Below are 21,683 nucleotides of genomic sequence, written 5' to 3'. Positions count from 1 at the left end.
CCTTGAGATATGGCCGGACGGACTAGGCGACGTCCAGGCAGAGATACTTGAGATCGGTGAATGCTTCGAGCCCGTGGCGCGAGCCTTCACGACCGATGCCGGATTGCTTGACGCCGCCGAACGGGATTGGCGCGCCGGTGATCTTCACCCGGTTGATGGCGACCATGCCGTAGTCGAGCGCGCGGCCCATGCGTTGCTGGCGCGCGCCGTTCTCGGTTACGACATAGGCCACCAGGCCGTATTCGGTGGCATTGGCGCGCTCGATCACCTCGCCCTCGTCGTCGAACGGCGTCACCGCGGCGACCGGTCCAAAGGTCTCCTCGCGCATGATCAGCGCCGCGTCGGAAATGTCGGCCAGCAGCGTCGGCTGGTAGAACAGCGGCCCGGCCTGATGTCGCTTGCCGCCGGCAAGGCAACGTGCACCATGGGCGATGGCGTCGGCGACCTGCTCCTCGACTTTCTGGACGGCGCGCTCATGCATCAGCGGCCCGATGTCAGTCGTGTCGTCAAGGCCGTTGCCGGTCCGCAGCGCCTCGATGCGCTTGGCGAAGGCGGCGCAGAAGCTGTCGTAGATCGGCCGCTGGACGTAGATGCGGTTTGCGGCGAGGCAATCCTGGCCAGATGTGGCGAATTTGGCGTCGATGGCGATGCGTACCGCTTTGTCGAGATCCGCATCGGCAAACACGATCAGCGGAGCGTGGCCGCCAAGCTCCATCACCAGCCGCTTCATCGTTGGCGCACTCTGCGCGGCGATCAGCCTGCCGATCTCGGTCGAGCCTGTAAAACTTATGGCGCGGACGCGTGGGTCCTGGCACATGCGCCCGACGATCGTCGCGGCCTTGCCGGTGACGATGTTGAAGACGCCGGCCGGCAGTCCGGCGCGCTCGCCAAGCTCGGCCAGTGCCAGCGCCGACAGCGGCGTTTCCGAGGACGGATGCGCGACAATGGTGCAGCCGGCGGCCAGGGCTGCGGCCGCCTTGCGGGTCAGCATGGCCGAGGGGAAGTTCCACGGCGTGACGATGCCGACGACACCGAGCGGCTCGCGCCGCACCATCATTTCCGCATTCGCCAGATGGCTGGTGACGCTCTCCGCGTTGAGGCGTCTTGCTTCCTCCCCATACCACTCGACGAAAGAGGCGGCATAGTCGATCTCGCCGCGCGATTCCTGCAAGGGCTTGCCCTGTTCCAGGGTCATCAGCAGCGCGAGGTCGTCTTTCGCGGCGATGATCAGCTCGAACCATGTTCGCAGGATTCTTGACCGCTCCTGCGGCAGCAGCGACCGCCAGGCCGGAAAAGCGCGCGCGGCGGCATCGATTGCTTTTGTCGTTTGCCGTGCATCCAGCGCCGTGACGAAGGCGAGCGTGCTTCCTGTCGCCGGATCGGTGACCTCAAAGCTTTCGGCGGCCTCGCTGGCCGTCCAGTGGCCGTCGACATAGGCGAGTTCGCGCAGCAGGCGGCGGTCGGCGAGGCGGTCGAGCGCCTCATGGCGATGCGAGCGGGCGAAATGCGCGGACATGGTCGAAGCCTCCCGGTTCGGTCTGACCCTGGGAGACTACCCGTTGTGGGCAGACAGGTGTGGCTGTTTGGGTGTCCTGAAGTAGAGAGATTCTCTCTGTCGTGCCGCCTCCGCAGACGATCTCTCCCGCACTACGGCGACACCGGCAGCAACGCGGCGATGGGAAGTGCGATCTCTTCCTTCACCGATTTGGTGACGATGTAGGTGAAGTAGCGGTCGATGCCGATCTCGCGGGCAAGCAAGCCGTCGACCAGCCGCTGGTATGCGTCGATGTCGCGAGCCATTACCTTCAGCACATAGTCGACACCGCCGCCCACCGACCAGCAGGCGACGATCTCGGGGATATCGCGGATGACACGCTCGAAGCGGTCGAAATCGGCCTGGCGGTGGCTGGCTAACGTCACCTCCATCAGCACGGTTGCCACCGGCGCCACGACGCGCATGGCGATCCTTGCGTGATAGCCCGAGACGATGCCGACCTTCTCCAGCTTGCGCAGCCGCATCCAGCATGGGGTGGGCGACAGGCCCACCTGCTCGGCCAGCGCCAGCTTGGTGATGCGCCCGTCGCGCTGGATGGCGTCGAGGATTTTGAGGTCGATCGCGTCGAGTTTCGCAGCAGTCATCAGCGCCCACTTTTTCGTCCACAGTACCATGATGGCGCATTATTTCGATTGTCAATTGCACTGATTTCGATCTCTAATAAGTCATGACATTGTGGCGACCCGATCCCGCGCTCATAAGGCGGCCAGCCTATCAATCGCTTGCCGACCAGTTCGCGCGCGCCATCCATGACGGGCGTCTTGCCAATGGCGCGCGGCTGCCGACACATCGACGGCTGGCCGACGATCTCAAGCTGTCGGTGCAGACCGTCAGCCGCGCCTATGAGGAGTTGATCCGGCGCGGCCTGATCTCGGGCGAGATCGGCCGCGGCAGCTTCGTCCAGACGCAACGCCGCGAGCCGGAGCCGCCCTATCTGCCCGAGCGTCTCGGCGAGGTCATCGATCTCTCCATCCTGAAACCGGTCTGCGAGCCCATGCATCTGGAGCGGTTGAGGCAGGCGCTGGGCTGGCTCGCCGAAAACCTGCCGTCGAGTTCGGCGCTGTCCTTCCGGCCCAACATGGTGTTTCCGCGCCATCGTGCTCTGGCGGTCGAATGGTTGAAATTGTGCGGACTCGACATTTCCGCCCAGAACATCAGCCTGACCAATGGCGCCACCGCCGGCATGACGGTGGCGCTGATGAGCGTGGCGCCGCCTGGCTCGACCGTTGCCACCGAGGCGATCGGCCACCACACGCTGGTGCCACTGGCGCGCTACCTCGGTTTCAACCTCCAAGGCCTGCCGATCGATGGTAACGGCCTGATCCCGGAGGCGCTGGATGAGGCCTGCCGTCTTTCCGACATCCGCGCGGTGTTCGTGCAGCCCTCGGTGATCAACCCCACGGCTACCCTTATGGACGAGCGGCGGCGCGAGGAAATCGCGGCGGTAGCGCGCAAGCACGACATCGCCATCATCGAGAACGATGTGCTGGGCCCGCTGGTCGAGGATCGGCCGCCGCCGGTTGCCGCCTTTGCCCCGGAGCGCACGCTTTACGTCACCTCCTTCACCAAGATCACCGTGCCCGGTCTGCGCATCGGCTACCTCGCCGCACCGGACCGCTATGTCGCCGCCGTCGCCAACCGCCACCTGGTGTCGAACTGGATGGCAACGCCGCTGGTGGCCGAGATCGCCACCAAATGGGTGACCGACGGCACGGCGATGGAGCTCGTCCGCTGGCAGCGCGCCGCGTTGCGGCGGCGGCAGGACATCGCCGCCGAGGTGCTTGCCGGAATCGACTATCGCGCCCGGCGCGACGGGCTGCATATCTGGCTGCAACTGCCCGACGACCGTGCCGAGGAGGGCTTTGTCGCCCAGGCCCGGCTGCAGGGCGTGGCGATCGCGCCGGGCGGGTCCTTTCGCATTTCCGACGCTCCCTGGCGTCCGGCGGTGCGCATCTCGCTGGGCTCGACCACCGAAGGGGAACTGCGCGCCGGTCTCGGCGTTGTCACCAAGCTGCTGCTTGGCGATCCGGAGCATCTGCTGCTCGCTATCTGAGCATGTCGCCCGAATGTGCGAAGCGGTTTCGGGACGACGGCATGCCCAAAAACCCGGCCGCGATTGACCGGAAAATGTGCGCAATCAGAATAATTGTCATGATATTATTTTCCCGATTGACATGATTTGGCACGTTCCGCATCGTTAAGGGCACAGGCTTCTCCAACACGGGGAAATTCATTTGTCCGCACCCATCATCAAGGTCGATGCCATTTCGAAGAGCTTCGGCGCCTTCAAGGTGCTGGACGGCCTGTCGATGCAGGTCATGCCGCGCGAGAAGCTGGCGCTCATCGGCCCCTCCGGATCGGGCAAGACCACGATCCTGCGCATCCTGATGACGCTGGAGCGCATCGATGGCGGCTACATCCAGATCGACGGCGAGCAACTTTACCACATGGAACGCAACGGCCAGCTGGTGCCGGCGGACGAGCGGCATCTGGCGCGGATGCGCCAGAAGATCGGCATGGTTTTCCAGCTCTTCAACCTGTTTCCGCACAAGAGCGTCATCGACAATGTGACGCTGGCGCCGATGCTGACCAAGGGCATGCCGCGCCCCGCCGCCGAGAAGCGGGCGATGGAACTGCTCGACATGGTCGGCATGGCCGACAAGGCAAAGGCCATGCCGGCGCAACTGTCGGGCGGCCAGAAGCAGCGCGTGGCGATCGCCAGGGCGCTAGCTTTGCAGCCGAAGATCATGCTGTTTGACGAGGTGACGTCGGCGCTCGATCCGGAACTGGTCGAAGAGGTGCTCAACGTTCTGTGGCGGCTTTGCGCCGAGACCGACATGACCATGCTGCTGGTCACCCACGAGATGGGTTTTGCCCACGATTTTGCCGACCGGGTGCTGTTCTTCGATCGCGGCAAGATCGTCGAGGAGGGCAAGCCCGACGAGATTTTCCGCCATCCCAAGCAGGAGCGCACGCAAGGCTTCCTGAAGAAGATCATCGCGGCCGGACATCGCGTCTGACCGCTTTGCGGGGTGGAGGATCGCCCCGGACAAACCAAGACCGGAAGTCAAACCAGGACAAGAAACAAGGAGTTGGGAACAATGAAGAAACTTGGTATTCTGGCCGGCGTCGCCGGCCTTGCGCTGACGACGGTGCTGGCCGCCTCGATCCCGGGCTCGGCCGACGACAGCAAGCTCGAACAGTTGAAGGGACAGGGCTTCGCCCGTGTCGCCATCGCCAACGAGCCGCCCTATACGGCGGTCGCCGCGGACGGCAAGGTCTCGGGCGCGGCGCCGGACGTGGCGCGCGAGATCTTCAAGCGGCTTGGCGTTGCCGACATCGTCGCCTCGATCTCTGAATATGGCGCCATGATCCCCGGCCTGCAGGCCGGCCGCTTCGACGTCGTCACCGCCGGCCTGTTCATGAAGCCTGAACGCTGTGCGGCGGTTGCCTATTCCGAGCCGGTGCTGTGCGACGCCGAGGCGATGCTGGTGAAGAAGGGCAATCCGAAAGGCTTCAAGAGCTACGAGGACGTCGCCAAGGACACATCGGCCACGATCGGCGCGCCCGGTGGCGGCACCGAGGAGAAGCTGGCGCTCAACGCCGGCGTGCCGCGCGAACGCGTCATCGTCGTCCCGGACGGCCAGAGCGGGCTGAAGATGGTGCAGGACGGCCGCATCGACGCCTATTCGCTGCCGGTCCTGTCGATCAACGATCTGATGAAGAAGGCCAACGACCCGAACCTCGAAGTCATCGCCCCGGTGCAGGGCGCCCCGGTCTATTGCGACGGCGCCGCCTTCAAGAAGGGCGACGAGGCGCTGCGCGATGCGTTCGACGTTGAACTCGTCAAGATGAAGAAGTCGGGCGAGTTCGCCAAGATCATCGAGCCCTATGGTTTCTCGGCCGCCGCCGCCATGTCGACGACGCGCGACAAGCTCTGCGCGGCGAAGTAGCTCGCACTGTTTTGCCTTCTCCCCGTTCCACGGGGAGAAGGGGCTGATGAGGGGCAGCGCCAAATTCTGCTGGCGCCGCCCCTCATCCGCCTGCCCGTCCTACGCAGCTGCTGCGCTGCAGCTACGAAGGGTAAATCGGCATCTTCTCCCGTGAGAACGGGGAGAAGGGCTCAAGTACCACCAATGTTGGAATCTAGATGACCCAGTGGTCCGGCTATCTCGGCCTGATATTGCAGGGAGCGCTTGTCACCATCGAGCTGACGCTGATGGGGTCGGTGCTTGCCCTGATCATGGCCTTTCTTGCCGGCATGGGACGGCTGTCGCGCTTCTTCGTTTTGCGGGCGCTTGCCACAGCCTATATCGAATTCTTCCGCGGCACGTCGATCTTCGTGCAGCTGTTCTTCGCCTATTTCGTGCTGCCTTTGATCGGCCTCGAACTGACCCCGCTGCAGGCCGGCGTACTGGCCCTGGGCTTGAATGTTGGGGCCTATGCCGCCGAAGTGGTGCGTGGCGCCGTGCAGTCGATCGGCCGTGAACAGCATGAGGCCTGCATCGCGCTCAATCTCGGCCGCTGGCAAGGCCTGCGCCATGTCATCCTGCCGCAGGCTTTTCTGGTGATGCTGCCGACCTTCGGCAACAACGCCATCGAACTGCTCAAGGCCACCTCCGTGGTCTCGCTGATCTCGCTCGCGGACCTGACCTTCCAGGCGCAGGTGGTGCGCGCCCAGACCGGCAACACGATGGTGCCGTTCGCCACCATCCTGGTCATCTATTTCGTCCTGGCGCTGCTCATTTCGTGGGGCGTGCGCTCGTTGGAGCGCCGCATGGCGCGCGGCCTCGACGGGGTGCGCGTCTGATGGAGTGGGACTGGAATTTCGTATGGCAGATCATGCCGACGCTGATCCAGGGGGTGAAGATCACCATCCTGGCCACGCTGCTCGGCTCGGTGCTGGCGGCGGTCGTCGGCCTGGGCATCGCGCTTGCGCGCCGCTCGCCCAACAAGGCCCTGTCGCGCATCGTCGGCTGGGCGGCCGAATTCATCCGCGGCACGCCGCTTCTGGTGCAGCTCTATTTCATCTTCTACGTCCTGCCCGACATCGGCATCCTGCTGCCGCCGCTGGTCGCCGGTGTCATCGGGCTCGGACTGCATTACGGCACCTACACGGCGGAGGTCTACCGCGCCGGCATCGACAATGTACCGCGTGGCCAGTGGGAGGCCGCCAAGGCCTGCAATCTCAGCGCCCGGCAGACCTGGACGCATATCATCATCCCGCAGGCCATCCCGCCGATGATCCCGGCGCTGGCCAATTATTTCATCGCCATGTTCAAGGAGACCCCGTTGCTCTCGGCGATCACCGTGCTGGAACTGATGAACCAGGCGAAAAGCGTCGCCAACACTTACTATCGCTACATCGAGCCGATCACGCTGGTCGGTGCCTTCTTCCTCGCCATCAGTCTTTGTTCGGTCGTGCTCCTGCGCTGGCTGGAACGCCGTTACGGCAAGATCGAGAGATAGCAGATGAAACCCTTGCCCGAGATCAAGATCTATCCGAAACGGCCATCGCTCGACGAGCGTCCGCTCGACAAGCGCGTCGGCCTGATCATCCTGGCCACCGATCACACCAGCGAGCCGGACTTTCGCCGAATGGTGGCGAGCGAAGGCATCGGTGTCTATGTCGCGCGCATTCCCTATGCCAATCCGACGACGCCGGAAAATCTGCGCAAGATGCAGCCGGCGCTGACGGCCGGCGCGGCCCTGATCCTGCCCGACGAGAAGCTCGACGCCATCTGCTACTCCTGTACGTCGGCCTCGGTGGTGATCGGCGATGCCGAGATTGAGGCGGCGATCCAGGCGGCCAAGCCCGGCGTTCCCGTGGTCACCCCGCCAATGGCCGGCATGCGCGGGCTCAATGCCCTCCGCGTGCGCCGGATCAGCATTCTGACCCCCTACACGGTCGAAACCTCTAGGCCGATGGCGACCTACTTCGCCGCGCGCGGTTTCGAGATCGCCAGCTTCACCTGTCTCGGCTTCGAGGACGATCGCGAGATGGCGCGCATCCAGCCGACAGCCCTCGTCGATCTCGCGCGCCAGGCGACCCACCCGCAGGCCGACGCCCTGTTTGTGTCCTGCACGGCACTGCGCGGTGTGCTTGCGGTCACCGGCATGGAACAGGCAATCGGCCGTCCTGTGGTGACCAGCAACCAGGCAACCGCCTGGAACTGCTTGCGGCTGTGTAGCGACGAGAGGCCGCGTCCCGAATTCGGGCGGCTGATGACGCTGCCGCTGCCGCACGATTGATGACTATGGCGACCGTCTCCCTTGGCGATATCCGCGCCGCTCGCGACCGCATCGCCGGCAAAGTCGAGCGCACGGCGACCGTTTTTTCCCCGATCCTTTCGGAGCGTCTCGGTGTCCCCGTGCATCTCAAGCTCGAGCATCGCCAGACCACCGGCAGTTTCAAGCTGCGCGGTGCCTCGAATGCCGTCGCTTCCCTTGGCGCGGAAGAGAAGGCGCGCGGTGTCATCGCGGCCTCGACCGGCAACCATGGTCGCGCGCTGGCACATGCGGCGAAGCTTGAAGGCATGCGCACGGTGATCTGCATGTCGCGGCTGGTGCCCCAGAACAAGCTGGACGAAATCCGCCGGCTCGGCGCGGAGGTCCGCATCGTCGGCAACAGCCAGGACGACGCCCAGCAGGAGGTCGAACGGATGGTGGCGCAGGAGGGGCTGGTGATGCTGCCGCCCTTCGACCACCCCGCCATCATCGCCGGGCAAGGTACGCTCGGGCTCGAGATGATCGAGCAGGTTCCTGACGCCGGTCTCGTGCTGGTGCAGCTTTCCGGCGGCGGCTTGGCTTCTGGCGTTGCCGCAGCCGTCAAGGGTGTCAGCCCCGGCACGAAAGTCGTCGGCGTTTCGATGGCGCGGGGTGCTGCGATGAAGGCGAGCCTCGATGCCGGCCGGCCTGTCCTGGTGGAGGAACTGCCGACGCTGGCGGATTCGCTTGGCGGTGGTGTCGGCCTCGACAATAGGCTGACCTTCGCCATGTGCCGCGACCTGCTCGACGACGTCGTCCTGCTCAGCGAGGACGAGATCGCCGCCGGCATCCGCCATGCCTATGCGCAGGAGCGCGAGATCGTCGAGGGTGCCGGCGCGGTCGGCATCGCAGCGCTTCTAGCAGGCAAGGTCAAGGCGAAAGGGCCGGTGGTCGTACTTCTCTCCGGCCGCAACATCGACATGAACGCGCATCGCAGGATCGTCTGCGACGCGGCAATCGGGGGGTGCGCCGCATGAGCCGTATGACGATTCTGACCGAGGCCGAGCTGCGCAAGATCGTGACGCTCGATCTCGATGCGGTCGCCTGCGTCGAGAACGCCTTTCGCGCGCTCGCCACTCTGCCAGTGGCGATGCCGCCGATCCTGCGGCTCGACATTCCCGAGCAGCGCGGCGAGGTCGACGTGAAGTCCGCTTATGTGCCCGGTATCGACGGCTTCGCCGTGAAGATCAGCTCCGGCTTCTTCGACAATCCAAAACTCGGCCTGCCGAGCGGTGGCGGCATGATGGTGCTGCTTTCGGCAAGGACCGGCGTGGTCGAGGCGCTGCTGATCGACAATGGCTACCTGACCGATGTCCGCACGGCCGCTGCCGGCGCGGTCGCGGCGAAGCACCTGTCGCGCGAAGACTCCACCGTGGCAGCTATCTTCGGCGCCGGTTTGCAGGCGGGCCTGCAATTGGAGGCACTGCGTCTTGTCAGGCCGATCGCCGAGGCACGCATCTGGGCGCGCGACGCCGCCAGGGCCGAAGCCACTGCTGCCCGCTTACGCGAAAGACTGGGCATTGTCGTGCGCGCCGAACCTGATGCAGCAAATGCCGTTGCCGGCGCCGACATCATCGTCACCACCACGCCATCGACCGAGCCGCTGATAAAGCCCGGCTTCATCGCCGCTGGCCAGCACATTACCGCCATGGGTTCGGACGCCGAACACAAGAACGAGATCGTGCCGGCCGTCTTGCGCATGGCCGATCTCTATGTCGCCGACAGCGCGCGCCAGACGCGGCGTCTGGGGGAACTGCATCATGCCATCGCGGCAGGGGTGATGGCCGCCGAGGAAGAAGTGACCGAACTCGGCCAGATCATAGCGGGCGAACGACACGGAAGGCGCTCGGCCAGCGATATCACCATCGCCGACCTCACCGGCACCGGCGTGCAGGACACGGCGATCGCCACGCTCGCCCGCGACCTCGCGCGGGCTGCCAATGCCGGAACCATTTTCGAGAGCTGATGCTGGCCGCAAGCATGGTCCGGAAAAATGCGAACCGGTTTTCCGATCAGAATATGCTCAAGCAAAAAACTCCTGGAGCCGGATCCACCGAAATTGAAACGGGACCCAGGGCCTAACAAACGAGGAAGCCAAAGAATGCAACCGAATCTGAAATTCTCGCGCGGCGAATTTGCGGATCGCCTCGCCAAGACGCGGCGAGCCATGGAGGCCAAGGGCGTCGATCTCCTGATCGTCAGCGATCCATCCAACATGGCCTGGCTGACGGGTTATGACGGCTGGTCCTTCTACGTGCACCAGGCGGTCATCGTGCCGCCCTCGGGCGAGCCCGTCTGGTACGGCCGCGGCCAGGATGCCAATGGTGCCAAGCGCACCGCCTATCTCGCGCAGGACAACATCGTCGGCTACGCCGATCACTATGTGCAGTCGACCGAACGCCACCCGATGGATTTCTTGTCGAGCGTGCTTGTCGATCGCGGTTGGGGCAAGCTCACCATCGGTGTCGAGATGGACAACTACTGGTTCTCCGCCGCCGCCTTCGCCTCGCTGCAGAAGCATCTGCCCAATGCCCGCTTCGTCGACGCCACCGCCCTGGTCAACTGGCAGCGCGCCGTGAAGAGCCCGACCGAGATCGACTACATGCGCAAGGCCGCCCGCATCGTCGAAGCCATGCACCAGCGCATCTTCGACAAGATCGAGATCGGCATGCGCAAATGCGATCTCGTCGCCGAGATATATGATGCCGGCACGCGCGGCGTGGACGGCATCGGCGGCGACTATCCTGCGATCGTGCCGCTGCTGCCGTCCGGCGTGGACGCTTCGGCGCCGCATCTGACCTGGGACGACCAGCCGATGAAGCGAGGCGAGGGCACCTTCTTCGAGATCGCCGGCTGTTACAACCGTTACCATTGTCCGCTGTCGCGCACCGTCTTCCTCGGCAAGCCGACGCAGGAGTTCCTCGATGCCGAGAAGGCGACACTGGAAGGCATGGAGGCGGGTCTTGCCGCCGCCAAGCCCGGCAACGCCTGCGAAGACATAGCCAATGCCTTCTTCGCCGTGCTGAAAAAGTATGGCATCGTCAAGGACAACCGCACCGGTTACTCGATCGGCCTGTCCTACCCGCCGGACTGGGGCGAACGCACCATGAGCCTGCGCCCCGGCGACCGAACCGAACTCAAGCCCGGCATGACCTTCCACTTCATGACCGGCCTCTGGCTGGAGACGATGGGGCTGGAGATCACTGAGTCCATCCTGATCACCGAAACCGGTGTAGAGTGCCTGGCCGATGTTCCGCGCAAACTGGTGGTGAAGAATTGAGCCCGATGCCCAGCCTCCGCCCGTCCCCGATCGCGCCGACCGTGGAATTCGATCGTGACGGCATCCAGCACGGTTTCCTGCGCCTGCCCTACAGTCGCGACGACTCGGCCTGGGGTTCGGTGATGATCCCGATCTGCGTCGTCCGCAACGGCAAGGGACCGACGGCGCTGCTGTCCGGCGGCAACCATGGTGATGAGTATGAAGGGCCGTTGGCGCTCTACGATCTCGCCCGCACGCTCGACCCGAAAACCGTCAGCGGCACGGTGATCATCGTGCCGGCGATGAACTATCCGGCCTTCCGCGCCGGCACGCGGACCTCACCGATCGACAAGGGCAACATGAACCGCAGCTTTCCCGGCCGGCCGGACGGTACGGTGACGGAAAAGATTGCCGACTATTTCCAGCGCGAATTGCTGCCTCGCGCCGACATCGTCTTCGACTTCCACTCCGGGGGAAAGACGCTGGATTTCGTGCCGTTCTGCGCGGCCCACACTCTGCCCGACAAGGCTCTGGAGCAGAAAGCCTTCGATGCGGTGGCCGCATTCTCGGCTCCGTTCTCGATGCGCATGATCGAAATCGACTCGGTCGGCATGTATGACACTGCGGCCGAGGAGATGGGCAAGGTCTTCGTCAGCACCGAACTGGGCGGTGGCGGCACCTCGCATGCGAAAACCGTGCGTATCGCGCGGCGTGGCATTCTCAACGTGCTGCGCCATGCCGGCATAGTGGATGGTGCGGTCGAGAAGGACAGAACTCGATGGCTGGACATGCCGTCGGGCGATTGCTTCTCCTTCGCCGAGGAGGACGGCATGATCGAAACCATGGTCGATCTCGGCGAGCCCATCGAAGAGGGCGCGGTGCTGGCACGGATCCATTCGGTTGGCCGCACAGGCATTGCCCCGCAGGAGATTCGGGCAAAAATGTCGGGCATGCTGGCGGCGCGGCATTTTCCCGGCTTGGTCAAGGCTGGCGACTGCGCGGCGGTGGTAGCCGTGGAGATCGATTGATCGACACGGCTGCGTTCCGGCACACCCCGCGGGGTTTCCGGCGATTGCGGCTGGCGGCGCCGAACATCAATTTTCTCCATCGGATGGAAGTGTAAATTAACGAGAGGCGGACAAACTAGGCATTGGCGAGCGGACCCTCGCTCTGCCGCCATGGTGCGGGCATTGCACCGCGCGACATGGCGATGATCGTTGAACGCCCGGACACCTGGTCTGAATCATGAGATCTTCGACTGGAGAACATTATCCGGCGCTGGACCATGTTCGTGGCCTTGCGGCTTTCCTGGTCTTCACCTGGCATTTCCTCCATCAGTCTCCCGAGGCGCCGGTGCCCTATGATTTCGTGCCTGCCGTGCCCCTTTTCAGCCTGCTGGATGAGGGGTTCACCGGCGTCTCATTGTTCATGGCGCTCTCCGGCTACCTGTTCGCCAAGCTTCTTGATGGGAAACAGGTCAGCTATCTGCCCTTCTTCGCCAACCGGGCGCTGAGGCTGCTTCCACTCCTGCTGGCCGTGATAGCCATCGAGGCTTGCCGCGTATTCATGGCAGGCCAAGCCCTGGGCGACTATTTCACCGATGTCGGGAAGGGGGTGATCTTTCCCACCCTCCCGAACGGCGGTTGGTCGATAACCGTGGAGGCCCATTTCTACATCCTGCTGCCGTTCCTGCTGATGGCGTCCAGACGCTTCCTGTTCGCCCCTTTGCTGTTCATCGCTGCAGCCATTTTGCTGAGATGGGCGCTTTACGTGCAGTTCGGCGAGGTGCAGTCGGCGGCGGCCTGGACCATCATTGGCCGTGCCGATCAGTTCCTCGCCGGCATCCTTGCCTTCCATCTCCGAGCCTATGCGAAGGACCGGCACCTCCTGGCGCTGGCTGTACTGCTGGCCTTTTCGGGGTTTTTCTGGTGGTTTGACGCCGCCGGGGGATTTTACCAGCTGGAGCGCTATCCCTCGCCGCATTGGATATGGGTCATCCTGCCGACGGTGGAGGCGGCGGCCTATTCGTTTGGGATCGCCTATTACGACACCAGCTTTCCAAGGAAGCGAACAGGCTTGCCGTTCAAGATCCTGGAGAAGGCGGGGGCCTACAGCTATTCGATCTATCTCCTGCACCTGTTCTTCGTCATGCAGCTGGCGGCGTTCATCAACACGAACATCATGGGCATAAGCAATTTCTACATTGCCTGCCTTTGGTCCTTGCTGTGCTTTCTGGCGACGATCCCGATCGGCTATCTCAGCTACACCTGCATCGAGGCGCCATTTCTGCGCCTGCGTGTACGCTATGCGGAGCCGCGTGTTGCTGATCCGGTCCTGTTCAAGGATCGGCAGGTCACGGCAGGATAAGCGGATATCCTTGCTGGGCTGCGCCCTGCAAAGATATCCGGCCGAGGCTATCGGCTCGGGCATGTCGATATCCACACCGGTTGGTCTTCAGCGGTCTGTGCCGCAGCGTGTACACGAGGATACTCGTATCCTGTTGACGGGTTTTCCGTTACCCTCGTTCCGCGCCACAGGGAGCATCGATTGCGTGGATTTGCGGAAGGCCTGATCGAGAGGCCGCGGACGGTGGCGGAGCAGGTCGCCAACGTGCTTCGCGAGGCTATTGCCAGCGGCACGCTGAAGGCCGGCACCGCTTTGCGCCAGGACGAATTGGCTGAACAGTTCGGCTTCAGCCGGATGCCTATTCGTGACGCGCTTCGCCAATTGGAGGCGGAGGGCATTGTCTCGATCCATCCGACGAAGGGTGCGCATGTCGCACGCATGGATGGAGCCGAGATCGGCGAAATCTACGCGGTGCGCGAATTGCTCGAATGCGAAGCGCTCCGCCTCTCCATTCCGGCTTTGTTGGACGGCAATCTCGATGAGACAGAACAGGTGCTCGACCAGATCGACGCGGAGCGCAATGTCGGCCGCTGGGGTGTCCTTAACCGGACCTTCCACCTGTCGCTCTACGCTGCCTGCGGCAATCAGCGTCTGCTCGGCCTGATCGAGGCGCATCACAACGCTGCCGATCGCTATGTCCGCATCCTCTTGTCCAACCTCGACCATTGCACCCGCTCGCAGGCGCAACATCGCGACCTGCTGGCCGCCTGCCGCCGGCGCGACGTCAAGAAGGCCGTGAGCATGCTGCGGCAGCATCTGCGCGAAGGAAGCGACACGCTCGTCAATGCGATAGAGGGCGGCGGCCTGTCGCGAAAGTCATAGCCAGGATGGTCCTGCTGCTCGAGGCTCAACCGCATCGCCGCGCGCCACCGGTTCGTAAGAACCGCGCTGATTTTCAGTTCTGCGCCGGCCTGCGTTCGACGATGTAGATGTGGTCGGCGGCGAGCACCACTTCGCTGCGCTGATTGATCACCTCGCAGCGTTCGATCACCCGTCCCGAGCCCGCCCGCTTGGGATCGTCCTCCTTGGCGGTGATGGTGGTGCGCGTGCGGATCGTGTCGCCGATGAACACCGGCTTGATGAAGCGCAGCCGGTCGTAGCCATAGGAGAAGGCGACGGGGTTGACGATGCTTGCCGTCAGCCCGATGCCGACCGAGAACACCAGCGTGCCATGCGCGATGCGCTGGCCGAACGGCGTCGTCTTCATGTACTCGGCGTCCATGTGGTGCGGAAAGAAATCGCCGGTGTGGCCGGCATGGACGACGAAGTCCGTCTCGGTGATGGTGCGGCCGCTGGTCAGCCGCGAAGAGCCGATCTCATAGTCTTCGAAATACTGGATGTGTTCCATCAGGGTCTTTCCGCGATCGGCGTCGCTGGCGCCGCGCTCGATTTATAGGCGGCTTCAACCAACGCCATCGTGCTCCAGGCGTCCTCGACCGAGCTGACCAGTTCGCCGTCTTCTCCCGCCGCAAAGCGCTGCACATTGGCCATGCGCCCGACGAAGGCGTCGGGGAACCATTCGCCGGCAAGCGGTACCGCGGTCCAGTCCGTTGTGCCCTTCGGATGGATTTCCAGAATGTCCGGTTCGCCCCGGGGATAGTCGAGGTTCAGGCCTAGCTTGAGATAGGCCGCTCCCTCCGTACCGCAGATGCGAAACTCGCATGCCTGGTGCCGGCGGCCGAACTTGTGGTCATGGTTGATCGACAGCGCACAGCGCACGGTGTCGCCATAGTCGAGAATGGCGCTGGTGCGCGTCTGCGCCACCTTGTGGTTGGGATGGCCGAGCGTCTTGGCGTGGACGCCCTTGGGATCGCCGAGCAATTGCCGGATGAGGTCGAGATAATGGATCGAGTGCATGGCGATCTCGACGCGCGGCGCCTTGAGCAGGAACTCCCACAACTCCCACGGTGTCGCCAGCGCCAGCCAGGCATCGAAGTCGACGACTTCGCCGAGCCAGCCCTTGGCGACGGCGTCCTTGAGCGCCAGCATCATCGGCGCGAAGCGCAGCTGGAAGTTCACGGCCGCCTTGAGGTTCTTGGCGCGGCAGATTTCGAGGATTTCGGTGGCCTCGCCGAGATAGTTGCCCATCGGCTTCTGGATCAACGCGACCGCCTCTTCGGGCAGGGCATTCAGGATCTCGGCGTGCCGTCCCGGCGGGGTCGCCAGATCGAAGATCGCACCCTGGACGGATGCGGCTTCGTCGACCGAACGGAACGCCGTCACGCCCCATTTGTCGGCCAGGGTTTTCGCCTTGGCCTGGTCCGGATCATAGAGGCCGGCCATTGGAAAGCCGGCTTTGCGATAGGCGGGAAAATGCGCGTCGCCGACAATCGATCCGGCACCGAAAGTGACGATCGGGCGAGGCTTCGAGGGTTTTGGCCAGGACTGGACGAGTAAGGCAGGGTCGAAACCGCCCTCAGTCATAGTGAAAGACCTCGTCCATGCTGGCCCACCATTCGCCCTCCTTGCGGGTCGCGAGCGGCTCCTGGCATGGTATGCAGAACGCCCACCATTCCTGCGTTTTCGGATCGGCGGCCATCTTGGCCATGTCGGCCGCATAGTCGGTGCCGTGATACTCGAAATAGGAGAACAGCATGTTCTCCGGCCGCTTCAGATAGATCGAGTAATTCTTGATGTTGCAGGCCGAGATCATGGTCAGCACGTCGGGCCAGACGGCGGCATGCAGGCGGACATACTCCTCGACCTTTTCCGGCTTTAACCCCAGCACCATGCCCATTCGCTGCATATCCCACTCCTATCTGGTGATCGCCGTGGTGAATTCGGCGATGCTCATGGCCTTGACCGCGTCCCAGTCCCAGTCGATGCCGATGCCGGGTTCGTCGGGCGCCAGCGCATGCCCATCCTCGATGCGCATATGCTTGCCGGTCAACTGGTCGAGTTGCGGAATGTACTCGACATACCTGCCGTTCTGAACCGCGCAGGTCAAGCTGACATGCAGCTCCATCAGGAAATGCGGGCAGACCGGAATGTCGAAGGCCTCCGCCGCATGGGCAATCTTGAGCCATGGCGTGATGCCGCCGATGCGGCCGACATCGACCTGCACGATCGAGCAGGCACCTTTCTGCATGTATTCGCGGAAATGGCGCATCGAATAGAGCGACTCGCCAATGGCGATCGGCGTCGGCGTCGAGTTGGACAACCTGATATGGCCGTCAACATCGTCGGCCGGCAGCGGTTCCTCGATCCAGGCGAGATCGAGTTCGCGCAGCCGCGCCGCGCGCCGGATCGCCTCGTCGACGGAAAACCCCTGGTTGGCGTCGGTCATGATCTCGTAGCCGTCGCCCACCGCCTTGCGCACCGCCGACAGGCGGGCGAGATCCTCCGACCCGTGCGGCCTGCCGATCTTCACTTTCGAGCCGCGGAAGCCCTTGGCCTTGGCAGCCAGCGCGTCGTCGACAAGTGCTGCCGCCTCGATGTGCAGCCAGCCGCCCTCGGTGGTGTAGAGCGGGCAGCGGTCCTTGGCACCGCCGGCCAGTTTCCACAACGGCAGGTTCTGCTTCTTCGCCCTGAGATCCCAGAGCGCCGTATCGATCGCCGCGATAGCAATGGCGGTGATCGCACCGATGGTGGTCGCGTGGGTGGCGAATTCGAGATCGTGCCAGATCGCCTCGATCATGTCGGGGTCTCGGCCGATCAGGCGTGGCGCCAGATGGTCGGACAAGAGCCGCATTACCGAGGAGCCGCCGGTGCCGATCGTGTAGCTGTAGCCGGTGCCGACCGCGCCGTCGGAATCCGTGATGGTAACGATAGGTGTTTCCTGGCTGACGAAACTCTGGATGGCATCCGTGCGCTTGACCTTGGGCACAAGGTCCACCATCCGCAGGTCGACTTTCTCGATTCTAGCCATCGGTCAGCTCCGCAAGGTCTTTCCGGTCCCGGCGGCAAACAGATGCGCCTGCGACAGGTCGAGGCTCATCGCCACCCGCTCGCCCGAACGCAGCGGCCGCGGGTTCAGCATGCGCGAAACGCAGTCCGTGCCATTGAACTCGACGAACACCAGCGTCTCGTTGCCGAGCGGCTCGGTGACGGTGATCGGCAGCTCGATCTGATGCACGTCGGCCGCGCCGCCGGAGCTGATGCCGTGGCCGGTCGGATAGATGTCGTCAGGCCGCAGACCGAACACGACCTTGTCGCCGGTCGCGACATTGGCCTTGAATTGGGCGGGTAGCGGCAGCTTTTCGCCGCTGGCGAAAACCAGCTGGCCGTCGTCGACAGTCGCCTCGTGCAAATTCATTGGCGGCGAACCGATGAAGCCGGCGACGAAGCGTGTCGCCGGGCGGCGGAAGACCTCGTCGGGCGTGCCGACCTGTTCGATATGGCCCTCGCGCATGATGACGATGCGGTCGGCCAGCGTCATCGCCTCGACCTGGTCATGGGTGACGTAGATCACCGTCGACTGCACCTTGGCATGGAGCTTCTTGATCTCGGTGCGCATCTGCGTCCTGAGCTTGGCGTCGAGATTGGAAAGCGGTTCGTCGAAGAGAAACACGTCAGGGTGGCGCACGATGGCGCGGCCCATGGCGACGCGCTGGCGCTGGCCGCCCGACAGTTGCGACGGGCGGCGGTCGAGCAACGTGTCGAGGCCGAGGATGGCCGAGGCTTCGGCGACGCGGCGGTCCATGTCCTCCTTGGCCGCGCCGGCGATCTTCAGCGAGAAGCCGAGATTCTCGCGCACCGTCATATGCGGATAGAGCGCATAGGACTGGAACACCATCGAGATGTTGCGCGAGCGCGGCGGCAGATCGTTGACGACACGCCCGCCGATCTCGATCGAGCCGGCGCTGATTTCCTCCAGTCCGGCGATCATGCGCAAAGTCGTCGACTTGCCGCAGCCCGACGGGCCGACAAGGGCGATGAACTCGCGGTCGGCGATGTCGAGATCGATGCCATGCACGATCCCGATATTGCCGTAGCGCTTGGTCAGCTTTTTGAGGGAAACGGTTGCCATGGGATCAGCCTTTCACCGCGCCGGAGGTCAGGCCGCCGACAAGGTGTTTCTGGACGATGTAGGTGAGGGTGAGTGCGGGAATGATCATCACCACGGCCAGGGCGCACATGCCGCGCCAGTCGATGGTGAACTCGGCCGTGTAGTCGAGCAGGCCGACCGGCAGCGTCTTGGCGCTGACCGAGCGGGTCAGCTGCGAAGCCAGCGCGAACTCGTTCCAGCAGGTGAGGAAGGCAAAGATGGCGGCGGATGCGATGCCCGGTCCGGCAAGCGGGAATTCGACCTGCCAGAAGGCCTGCCAGCGCGTGCAGCCATCGATTTGTGCCGCCTCCGCGAGGTCTTTCGGCACCTGGCGGAAGAAGCCGTCGATCAGCCAGATGGTGAACGGCACGTTGAGCGCGACATAGGCGATGATCAACCCGAAATGCGTGTCGATGATGCCGAGCCGCACATAGAGGAAGAACAAAGGCAGCGACAGCGCGATGCCTGGCACCGTGCGCGTCAGCATCAGGCCGAGAAAGACGCTCGATTTGCCGCGGAAGCGATAGCGCGCGAAGGCATAGCCGCCGGCCATGCCGATGGCCACCGCAATGATCGTCGACGTCACCGAGATGATCAGCGAGTTGCGGAAATATTCGATGACCGGGATGCCGCCTTTGCCGATGCCTGAGAACATCGCGATGTAAGCGTCGAACGAGATCTCCTGCGGGATCCACACCGGCGGCTTGGCCATAATCTCGACGGTCGGCCGCAGCGATGACAGCACGATCCACAGGCCGGGCAGGCAGATCGTCAGCATCGCCAGGAACAGGCCGATGCGATGGACGATGCCCAACAGCTGGCGCTTCAGGCGGGCGGAAGAATTCTCGTCCATCACCACTCCGCACCGATCTGCGTGCGCGCCGCGGCGAGCTTGTTGAAGAAATATACGGTGAAGGCGATCGACAGCAGGATCGAGAAATAGGCCATGGCGTTGGCCATCCCCATCCGGCCGTCGCTGTAGGCGGTGCGCGCCACCAGCGTCCACAACAGCTCGGTGCGGCCCGCCGGTCCGCCATCGGTCATGATCTTGACGATGTCATAGGCGCGCGCGACGTCGAGCGAACGGATGGTCATGGCGATATAGGCGAAGGGCATGATGAACGGCCACGTCACATAGCGGAAGGTCTGCCAGGGCGTGCAGCCATCGACGCGCGCGGCTTCGATCGGCTCCTTGGGCATCGCGAGCAGGCCGGCGAGGATCAGGATGGCGAAGATCGCGGTCGACGACCATATCTCGGCGACCGAGATGGCGATGAAGGCGAGATGGCCCTCGATCAGCCACGCAATGGCGTCCTGCGCGATGCCGAGTGACTGCAGGGCGTTGTTCACCAGGCCGATATTGTCGTTGAACATGAACTTGAACTGGAATCCGACGAGGATCGGCGAAAACATCATCGGAAACATCATCAGCGTGCGCAGGATGCGCTGGCCGCGTGTTGCCTTTTCGACCAGCATGGCAAGGCCGAGGCCCAGCAGCATTTCGAGATTGAGCGCGATGGTCAGCAGCAGCACCGTGCGCCCGAACGCCCACCAGAAATCGGAGTTGGCCAGGATCGAGAGATAGTTCCTGAAGCCGACGAAGACGAAGAACGTTTCGGGCTTGGTCAGGCGGAACGGTGTGAAGCTGGAATAGAGCGACAGAAGCAGCGGAACGACGACGACCGCCGCCAGCACGATGAAGGCTGGAAGCAGCAGCAGGAATGGCGCCGATGGCTTGAAGCCCTTCATCAGGATCCTGTGAGGTTTTGCGTTGCGTGGGCGAGGCGCCGGAAGGCGGCGTGCATCGCGGGGCCTCCGACGAGCCGCGATCGCCTCCCCCATTCATCATGGGGGAGGTAGCCTTGGGAATGTTCTAGAGCTTGCCGGCATCCTGCAGGATCTGCGTCGCCTTGGCGACCGCTTCGTCCAATGCCTGCTTGGAGGTCTTGTCGCCCAGGATCGCCGCCTGCAGTTCGGGATAGACAGCGTTCGAAATCTCGATCCACTCAGGCGTCTGCGGCACGGCGAAGGCGTGCTTGGCTTCTTCCTGGAAGGCGGAGAGGACCTCCTTCTTGTAGGGATCGTTTTCGGCCTGCTTCAGGTCCCAATCCCACACGGCGGTGCGGGTCGGCAGCGGGCCTGCGGCGGCTTCCAGCTTCTGGCTGTCCTCATTGGTCAGCCACCAGACCAGCGAGGCTGCGGCCTCCTTGTTCGGGCAGTTCTCGGTCACCGAGAAACCGTGGAAACCGGACCAGCCGGTGCGCTTGCCGGAAGAACCCTTCGGCGCGACCTTCACACCGACATTGCCCGCCACCTTCGACGACTTCGGGTCGTTGAAGAAGCCGGCCCAGCCCGGCCAGTCCAAATTGATGGCGACGGTCCCCGAGGCAAAGCCCTGGCCGAGATCGTCCCAGAGATAGTTGGTCGTCCCGGCCGGCACGGCCTTGGCCTTGTAGAGATTGACGAACCAGTCGAGCGCCCGGATGCCGGCCTCCGAATTGAAGACCGGCTTGCCGTCCTTGTCGAGATACTCGCCACCTTCGGCGACCACCATCTCGTAGAAGCGGCCATTGATCGCCTCTTCCTTGCCGGCGAATTGCGTGCCGTAGAAATTGGGCGGGTTGGCGAAGAACTCGGCCTGGTCGGTGACTTCCTTCCAGCTGTCCGGCGGCACCAGGTCGTAGCCGTATTTGGCCTTGAACTTGGCCTTGTTGTCGGCGTTCTCGTAGAGGCTCTTTTGGTAGTAGAGCGCCGAGACGTCGAACTGTGCGCGCGGCAGCATCTCGAGCTTGCCGTCGATGGTTGCCGCCTTGATCGTCGACGGCACGAAGGCGTCGATCTCTTCCTTGGGCAGCAATTTGCCGAGGTCTGTATAGAGGCCGGTATATTGCGGCGCGAAGGACGAATGGTTCCAGCCGACGCACCAGTTGGTGCTGCCAGAGGCGATGTCCGACTTCAACTCCTTGTCGATGTCGAAGCCATTCTTCTTCGTCAGGATGTTGACCTTGGCGCCGGTGGCCTTCTCCCATTCGGGAATGCGCTCATAAAGCTTTTCATATTGCTGGCCGCCGATCAGTTTCACGTCGACGGTGACGCCTTCGAACTTGCCGGGCAGGTCGCCGGCAAGGGCCGTGCCTGCACCGAATGCAAGCACCAATGCGCCGGCGGAGACGCCGGAAAGCAGTCTGTTCATTGGTTTCCTCCCTGGG

At 63.5% G+C, this 21,683-nt stretch carries 22 protein-coding genes; 12 read left to right on the top strand and 10 right to left on the bottom strand.

The genetic code is table 11. The annotated features are described in order from the left end of the window. Nucleotides 1-22: 22 nt before the first annotated feature. Nucleotides 23-1,516 carry an NAD-dependent succinate-semialdehyde dehydrogenase gene (locus C1D09_RS31350; RefSeq protein WP_143977817.1) on the bottom strand — a complete coding sequence of 498 codons (1,494 nt, stop codon included), beginning with the start codon at nucleotides 1,514-1,516 and terminating at the stop codon, nucleotides 23-25. A 131-nt stretch (nucleotides 1,517-1,647) separates the two neighbouring features. Next, nucleotides 1,648-2,139 carry an Lrp/AsnC family transcriptional regulator gene (locus C1D09_RS31345; protein WP_143977816.1) on the bottom strand — a complete coding sequence of 164 codons (492 nt, stop codon included), beginning with the start codon at nucleotides 2,137-2,139 and terminating at the stop codon, nucleotides 1,648-1,650. 83 nt (nucleotides 2,140-2,222) lie between these two features. Here C1D09_RS31345 and ehuR point away from each other — a divergent pair, with 83 nt between their 5' ends. From ehuR to C1D09_RS31285, 12 genes are all read left to right on the top strand, one after another. Beyond that, nucleotides 2,223-3,608 carry a MocR-like ectoine utilization transcription factor EhuR gene (gene ehuR, locus C1D09_RS31340; RefSeq protein ID WP_143977815.1) on the top strand — a complete coding sequence of 462 codons (1,386 nt, stop codon included), beginning with the start codon at nucleotides 2,223-2,225 and terminating at the stop codon, nucleotides 3,606-3,608. A gap of 181 nt (nucleotides 3,609-3,789) precedes the next feature. After that, complete coding sequence (gene ehuA / locus C1D09_RS31335) at nucleotides 3,790-4,575, top strand: ectoine/hydroxyectoine ABC transporter ATP-binding protein EhuA (protein ID WP_167514829.1); 786 nt, start codon at nucleotides 3,790-3,792, stop codon at nucleotides 4,573-4,575. An 81-nt stretch (nucleotides 4,576-4,656) separates the two neighbouring features. After that, nucleotides 4,657-5,508, top strand: coding sequence for an ectoine/hydroxyectoine ABC transporter substrate-binding protein EhuB (gene ehuB / locus C1D09_RS31330; RefSeq protein WP_143977813.1), 852 nt, complete (start codon nucleotides 4,657-4,659; stop codon nucleotides 5,506-5,508). A 197-nt stretch (nucleotides 5,509-5,705) separates the two neighbouring features. After that, complete coding sequence (ehuC, locus tag C1D09_RS31325; protein WP_143977812.1) at nucleotides 5,706-6,365, top strand: ectoine/hydroxyectoine ABC transporter permease subunit EhuC; 660 nt, start codon at nucleotides 5,706-5,708, stop codon at nucleotides 6,363-6,365. Next, nucleotides 6,365-7,024 carry an ectoine/hydroxyectoine ABC transporter permease subunit EhuD gene (ehuD, locus tag C1D09_RS31320; RefSeq protein ID WP_143977811.1) on the top strand — a complete coding sequence of 220 codons (660 nt, stop codon included), beginning with the start codon at nucleotides 6,365-6,367 and terminating at the stop codon, nucleotides 7,022-7,024. The genes ehuC and ehuD overlap by 1 nt, the downstream gene beginning before the upstream one ends. 3 nt (nucleotides 7,025-7,027) lie before the next feature. Beyond that, on the top strand, nucleotides 7,028-7,807 hold the full coding sequence (gene eutA, locus C1D09_RS31315) for an ectoine utilization protein EutA (RefSeq protein ID WP_143977810.1): 780 nt from the start codon (nucleotides 7,028-7,030) through the stop codon (nucleotides 7,805-7,807). Between the two features lie 5 nt (nucleotides 7,808-7,812). After that, nucleotides 7,813-8,799, top strand: a complete 987-nt coding sequence (gene eutB, locus C1D09_RS31310; protein ID WP_208760455.1) for a hydroxyectoine utilization dehydratase EutB — start codon at nucleotides 7,813-7,815, stop codon at nucleotides 8,797-8,799. Next, complete coding sequence (locus tag C1D09_RS31305; RefSeq protein WP_143977808.1) at nucleotides 8,796-9,788, top strand: cyclodeaminase; 993 nt, start codon at nucleotides 8,796-8,798, stop codon at nucleotides 9,786-9,788. The genes eutB and C1D09_RS31305 overlap by 4 nt, the downstream gene beginning before the upstream one ends. Before the next feature lie 135 nt (nucleotides 9,789-9,923). Continuing rightward, a complete protein-coding gene (doeA, locus tag C1D09_RS31300) occupies nucleotides 9,924-11,102 on the top strand; it encodes an ectoine hydrolase DoeA (RefSeq protein WP_143977807.1) in 1,179 nt (392 codons plus the stop codon). A gap of 5 nt (nucleotides 11,103-11,107) precedes the next feature. Beyond that, on the top strand, nucleotides 11,108-12,109 hold the full coding sequence (gene doeB / locus C1D09_RS31295; protein WP_143977806.1) for a N(2)-acetyl-L-2,4-diaminobutanoate deacetylase DoeB: 1,002 nt from the start codon (nucleotides 11,108-11,110) through the stop codon (nucleotides 12,107-12,109). A gap of 217 nt (nucleotides 12,110-12,326) precedes the next feature. Beyond that, complete coding sequence (locus tag C1D09_RS31290; protein ID WP_143977805.1) at nucleotides 12,327-13,448, top strand: acyltransferase family protein; 1,122 nt, start codon at nucleotides 12,327-12,329, stop codon at nucleotides 13,446-13,448. Between the two features lie 180 nt (nucleotides 13,449-13,628). Then, on the top strand, nucleotides 13,629-14,309 hold the full coding sequence (locus C1D09_RS31285; RefSeq protein ID WP_246135947.1) for a GntR family transcriptional regulator: 681 nt from the start codon (nucleotides 13,629-13,631) through the stop codon (nucleotides 14,307-14,309). Nucleotides 14,310-14,382: 73 nt separating this feature from the next. Here C1D09_RS31285 and C1D09_RS31280 read toward each other — a convergent pair whose 3' ends face one another. From C1D09_RS31280 to C1D09_RS31245, 8 genes are all read right to left on the bottom strand, one after another. Beyond that, on the bottom strand, nucleotides 14,383-14,835 hold the full coding sequence (locus tag C1D09_RS31280; RefSeq protein ID WP_143977804.1) for a MaoC/PaaZ C-terminal domain-containing protein: 453 nt from the start codon (nucleotides 14,833-14,835) through the stop codon (nucleotides 14,383-14,385). Beyond that, nucleotides 14,835-15,911: a Gfo/Idh/MocA family protein gene (locus tag C1D09_RS31275; protein ID WP_143977803.1), complete on the bottom strand. Its 1,077-nt coding sequence runs from the start codon at nucleotides 15,909-15,911 to the stop codon at nucleotides 14,835-14,837. The genes C1D09_RS31280 and C1D09_RS31275 overlap by 1 nt, the downstream gene beginning before the upstream one ends. Further along, nucleotides 15,904-16,233 carry an L-rhamnose mutarotase gene (locus C1D09_RS31270; RefSeq protein ID WP_143977802.1) on the bottom strand — a complete coding sequence of 110 codons (330 nt, stop codon included), beginning with the start codon at nucleotides 16,231-16,233 and terminating at the stop codon, nucleotides 15,904-15,906. Before C1D09_RS31270 ends, C1D09_RS31275 begins: the two co-directional genes overlap by 8 nt. A gap of 9 nt (nucleotides 16,234-16,242) precedes the next feature. Further along, nucleotides 16,243-17,355 (bottom strand): mandelate racemase/muconate lactonizing enzyme family protein, encoded by a 1,113-nt coding sequence (locus tag C1D09_RS31265; protein ID WP_143977801.1) that lies wholly within the window; start codon nucleotides 17,353-17,355, stop codon nucleotides 16,243-16,245. A 3-nt stretch (nucleotides 17,356-17,358) separates the two neighbouring features. After that, nucleotides 17,359-18,456 carry an ABC transporter ATP-binding protein gene (locus C1D09_RS31260; protein ID WP_143977800.1) on the bottom strand — a complete coding sequence of 366 codons (1,098 nt, stop codon included), beginning with the start codon at nucleotides 18,454-18,456 and terminating at the stop codon, nucleotides 17,359-17,361. A 4-nt stretch (nucleotides 18,457-18,460) separates the two neighbouring features. Beyond that, nucleotides 18,461-19,327 (bottom strand): carbohydrate ABC transporter permease, encoded by an 867-nt coding sequence (locus tag C1D09_RS31255; RefSeq protein WP_143977799.1) that lies wholly within the window; start codon nucleotides 19,325-19,327, stop codon nucleotides 18,461-18,463. Further along, complete coding sequence (locus tag C1D09_RS31250) at nucleotides 19,327-20,223, bottom strand: carbohydrate ABC transporter permease (protein WP_143977798.1); 897 nt, start codon at nucleotides 20,221-20,223, stop codon at nucleotides 19,327-19,329. Before C1D09_RS31250 ends, C1D09_RS31255 begins: the two co-directional genes overlap by 1 nt. A 124-nt stretch (nucleotides 20,224-20,347) precedes the next feature. Then, a complete protein-coding gene (locus C1D09_RS31245) occupies nucleotides 20,348-21,667 on the bottom strand; it encodes an ABC transporter substrate-binding protein (protein WP_143977797.1) in 1,320 nt (439 codons plus the stop codon). Nucleotides 21,668-21,683 lie beyond the last annotated feature (16 nt).

This window comes from Mesorhizobium intechi, from assembly GCF_002879535.1.
Lineage (GTDB): Bacteria > Pseudomonadota > Alphaproteobacteria > Rhizobiales > Rhizobiaceae > Mesorhizobium > Mesorhizobium intechi.
Note: the sequence above shows the minus strand (reverse complement) of the source record. Positions and strands in the feature narration are given on the sequence as shown.

Bases quoted from the DNA above. Each gene is read 5' to 3' on its own strand.
- eutB (WP_208760455.1), top strand. From the start codon at position 7,813: ATGGCGACCGTCTCCCTTGGCGATATCCGCGCCGCTCGCGACCGCATC.
- ehuR (WP_143977815.1), top strand. From the start codon at position 2,223: ATGACATTGTGGCGACCCGATCCCGCGCTCATAAGGCGGCCAGCCTAT.
- ehuC (WP_143977812.1), top strand. From the start codon at position 5,706: ATGACCCAGTGGTCCGGCTATCTCGGCCTGATATTGCAGGGAGCGCTT.
- C1D09_RS31250 (WP_143977798.1), bottom strand. From the start codon at position 20,223: ATGAAGGGCTTCAAGCCATCGGCGCCATTCCTGCTGCTGCTTCCAGCC.
- eutA (WP_143977810.1), top strand. From the start codon at position 7,028: ATGAAACCCTTGCCCGAGATCAAGATCTATCCGAAACGGCCATCGCTC.
- C1D09_RS31245 (WP_143977797.1), bottom strand. From the start codon at position 21,667: ATGAACAGACTGCTTTCCGGCGTCTCCGCCGGCGCATTGGTGCTTGCA.
- C1D09_RS31280 (WP_143977804.1), bottom strand. From the start codon at position 14,835: ATGGAACACATCCAGTATTTCGAAGACTATGAGATCGGCTCTTCGCGG.
- ehuB (WP_143977813.1), top strand. From the start codon at position 4,657: ATGAAGAAACTTGGTATTCTGGCCGGCGTCGCCGGCCTTGCGCTGACG.
- C1D09_RS31350 (WP_143977817.1), bottom strand. From the start codon at position 1,516: ATGTCCGCGCATTTCGCCCGCTCGCATCGCCATGAGGCGCTCGACCGC.
- C1D09_RS31345 (WP_143977816.1), bottom strand. From the start codon at position 2,139: ATGACTGCTGCGAAACTCGACGCGATCGACCTCAAAATCCTCGACGCC.
- C1D09_RS31260 (WP_143977800.1), bottom strand. From the start codon at position 18,456: ATGGCAACCGTTTCCCTCAAAAAGCTGACCAAGCGCTACGGCAATATC.
- C1D09_RS31305 (WP_143977808.1), top strand. From the start codon at position 8,796: ATGAGCCGTATGACGATTCTGACCGAGGCCGAGCTGCGCAAGATCGTG.
- C1D09_RS31290 (WP_143977805.1), top strand. From the start codon at position 12,327: ATGAGATCTTCGACTGGAGAACATTATCCGGCGCTGGACCATGTTCGT.
- doeB (WP_143977806.1), top strand. From the start codon at position 11,108: ATGCCCAGCCTCCGCCCGTCCCCGATCGCGCCGACCGTGGAATTCGAT.
- ehuD (WP_143977811.1), top strand. From the start codon at position 6,365: ATGGAGTGGGACTGGAATTTCGTATGGCAGATCATGCCGACGCTGATC.
- C1D09_RS31275 (WP_143977803.1), bottom strand. From the start codon at position 15,911: ATGACTGAGGGCGGTTTCGACCCTGCCTTACTCGTCCAGTCCTGGCCA.
- C1D09_RS31265 (WP_143977801.1), bottom strand. From the start codon at position 17,355: ATGGCTAGAATCGAGAAAGTCGACCTGCGGATGGTGGACCTTGTGCCC.
- doeA (WP_143977807.1), top strand. From the start codon at position 9,924: ATGCAACCGAATCTGAAATTCTCGCGCGGCGAATTTGCGGATCGCCTC.
- C1D09_RS31270 (WP_143977802.1), bottom strand. From the start codon at position 16,233: ATGCAGCGAATGGGCATGGTGCTGGGGTTAAAGCCGGAAAAGGTCGAG.
- C1D09_RS31255 (WP_143977799.1), bottom strand. From the start codon at position 19,327: ATGGACGAGAATTCTTCCGCCCGCCTGAAGCGCCAGCTGTTGGGCATC.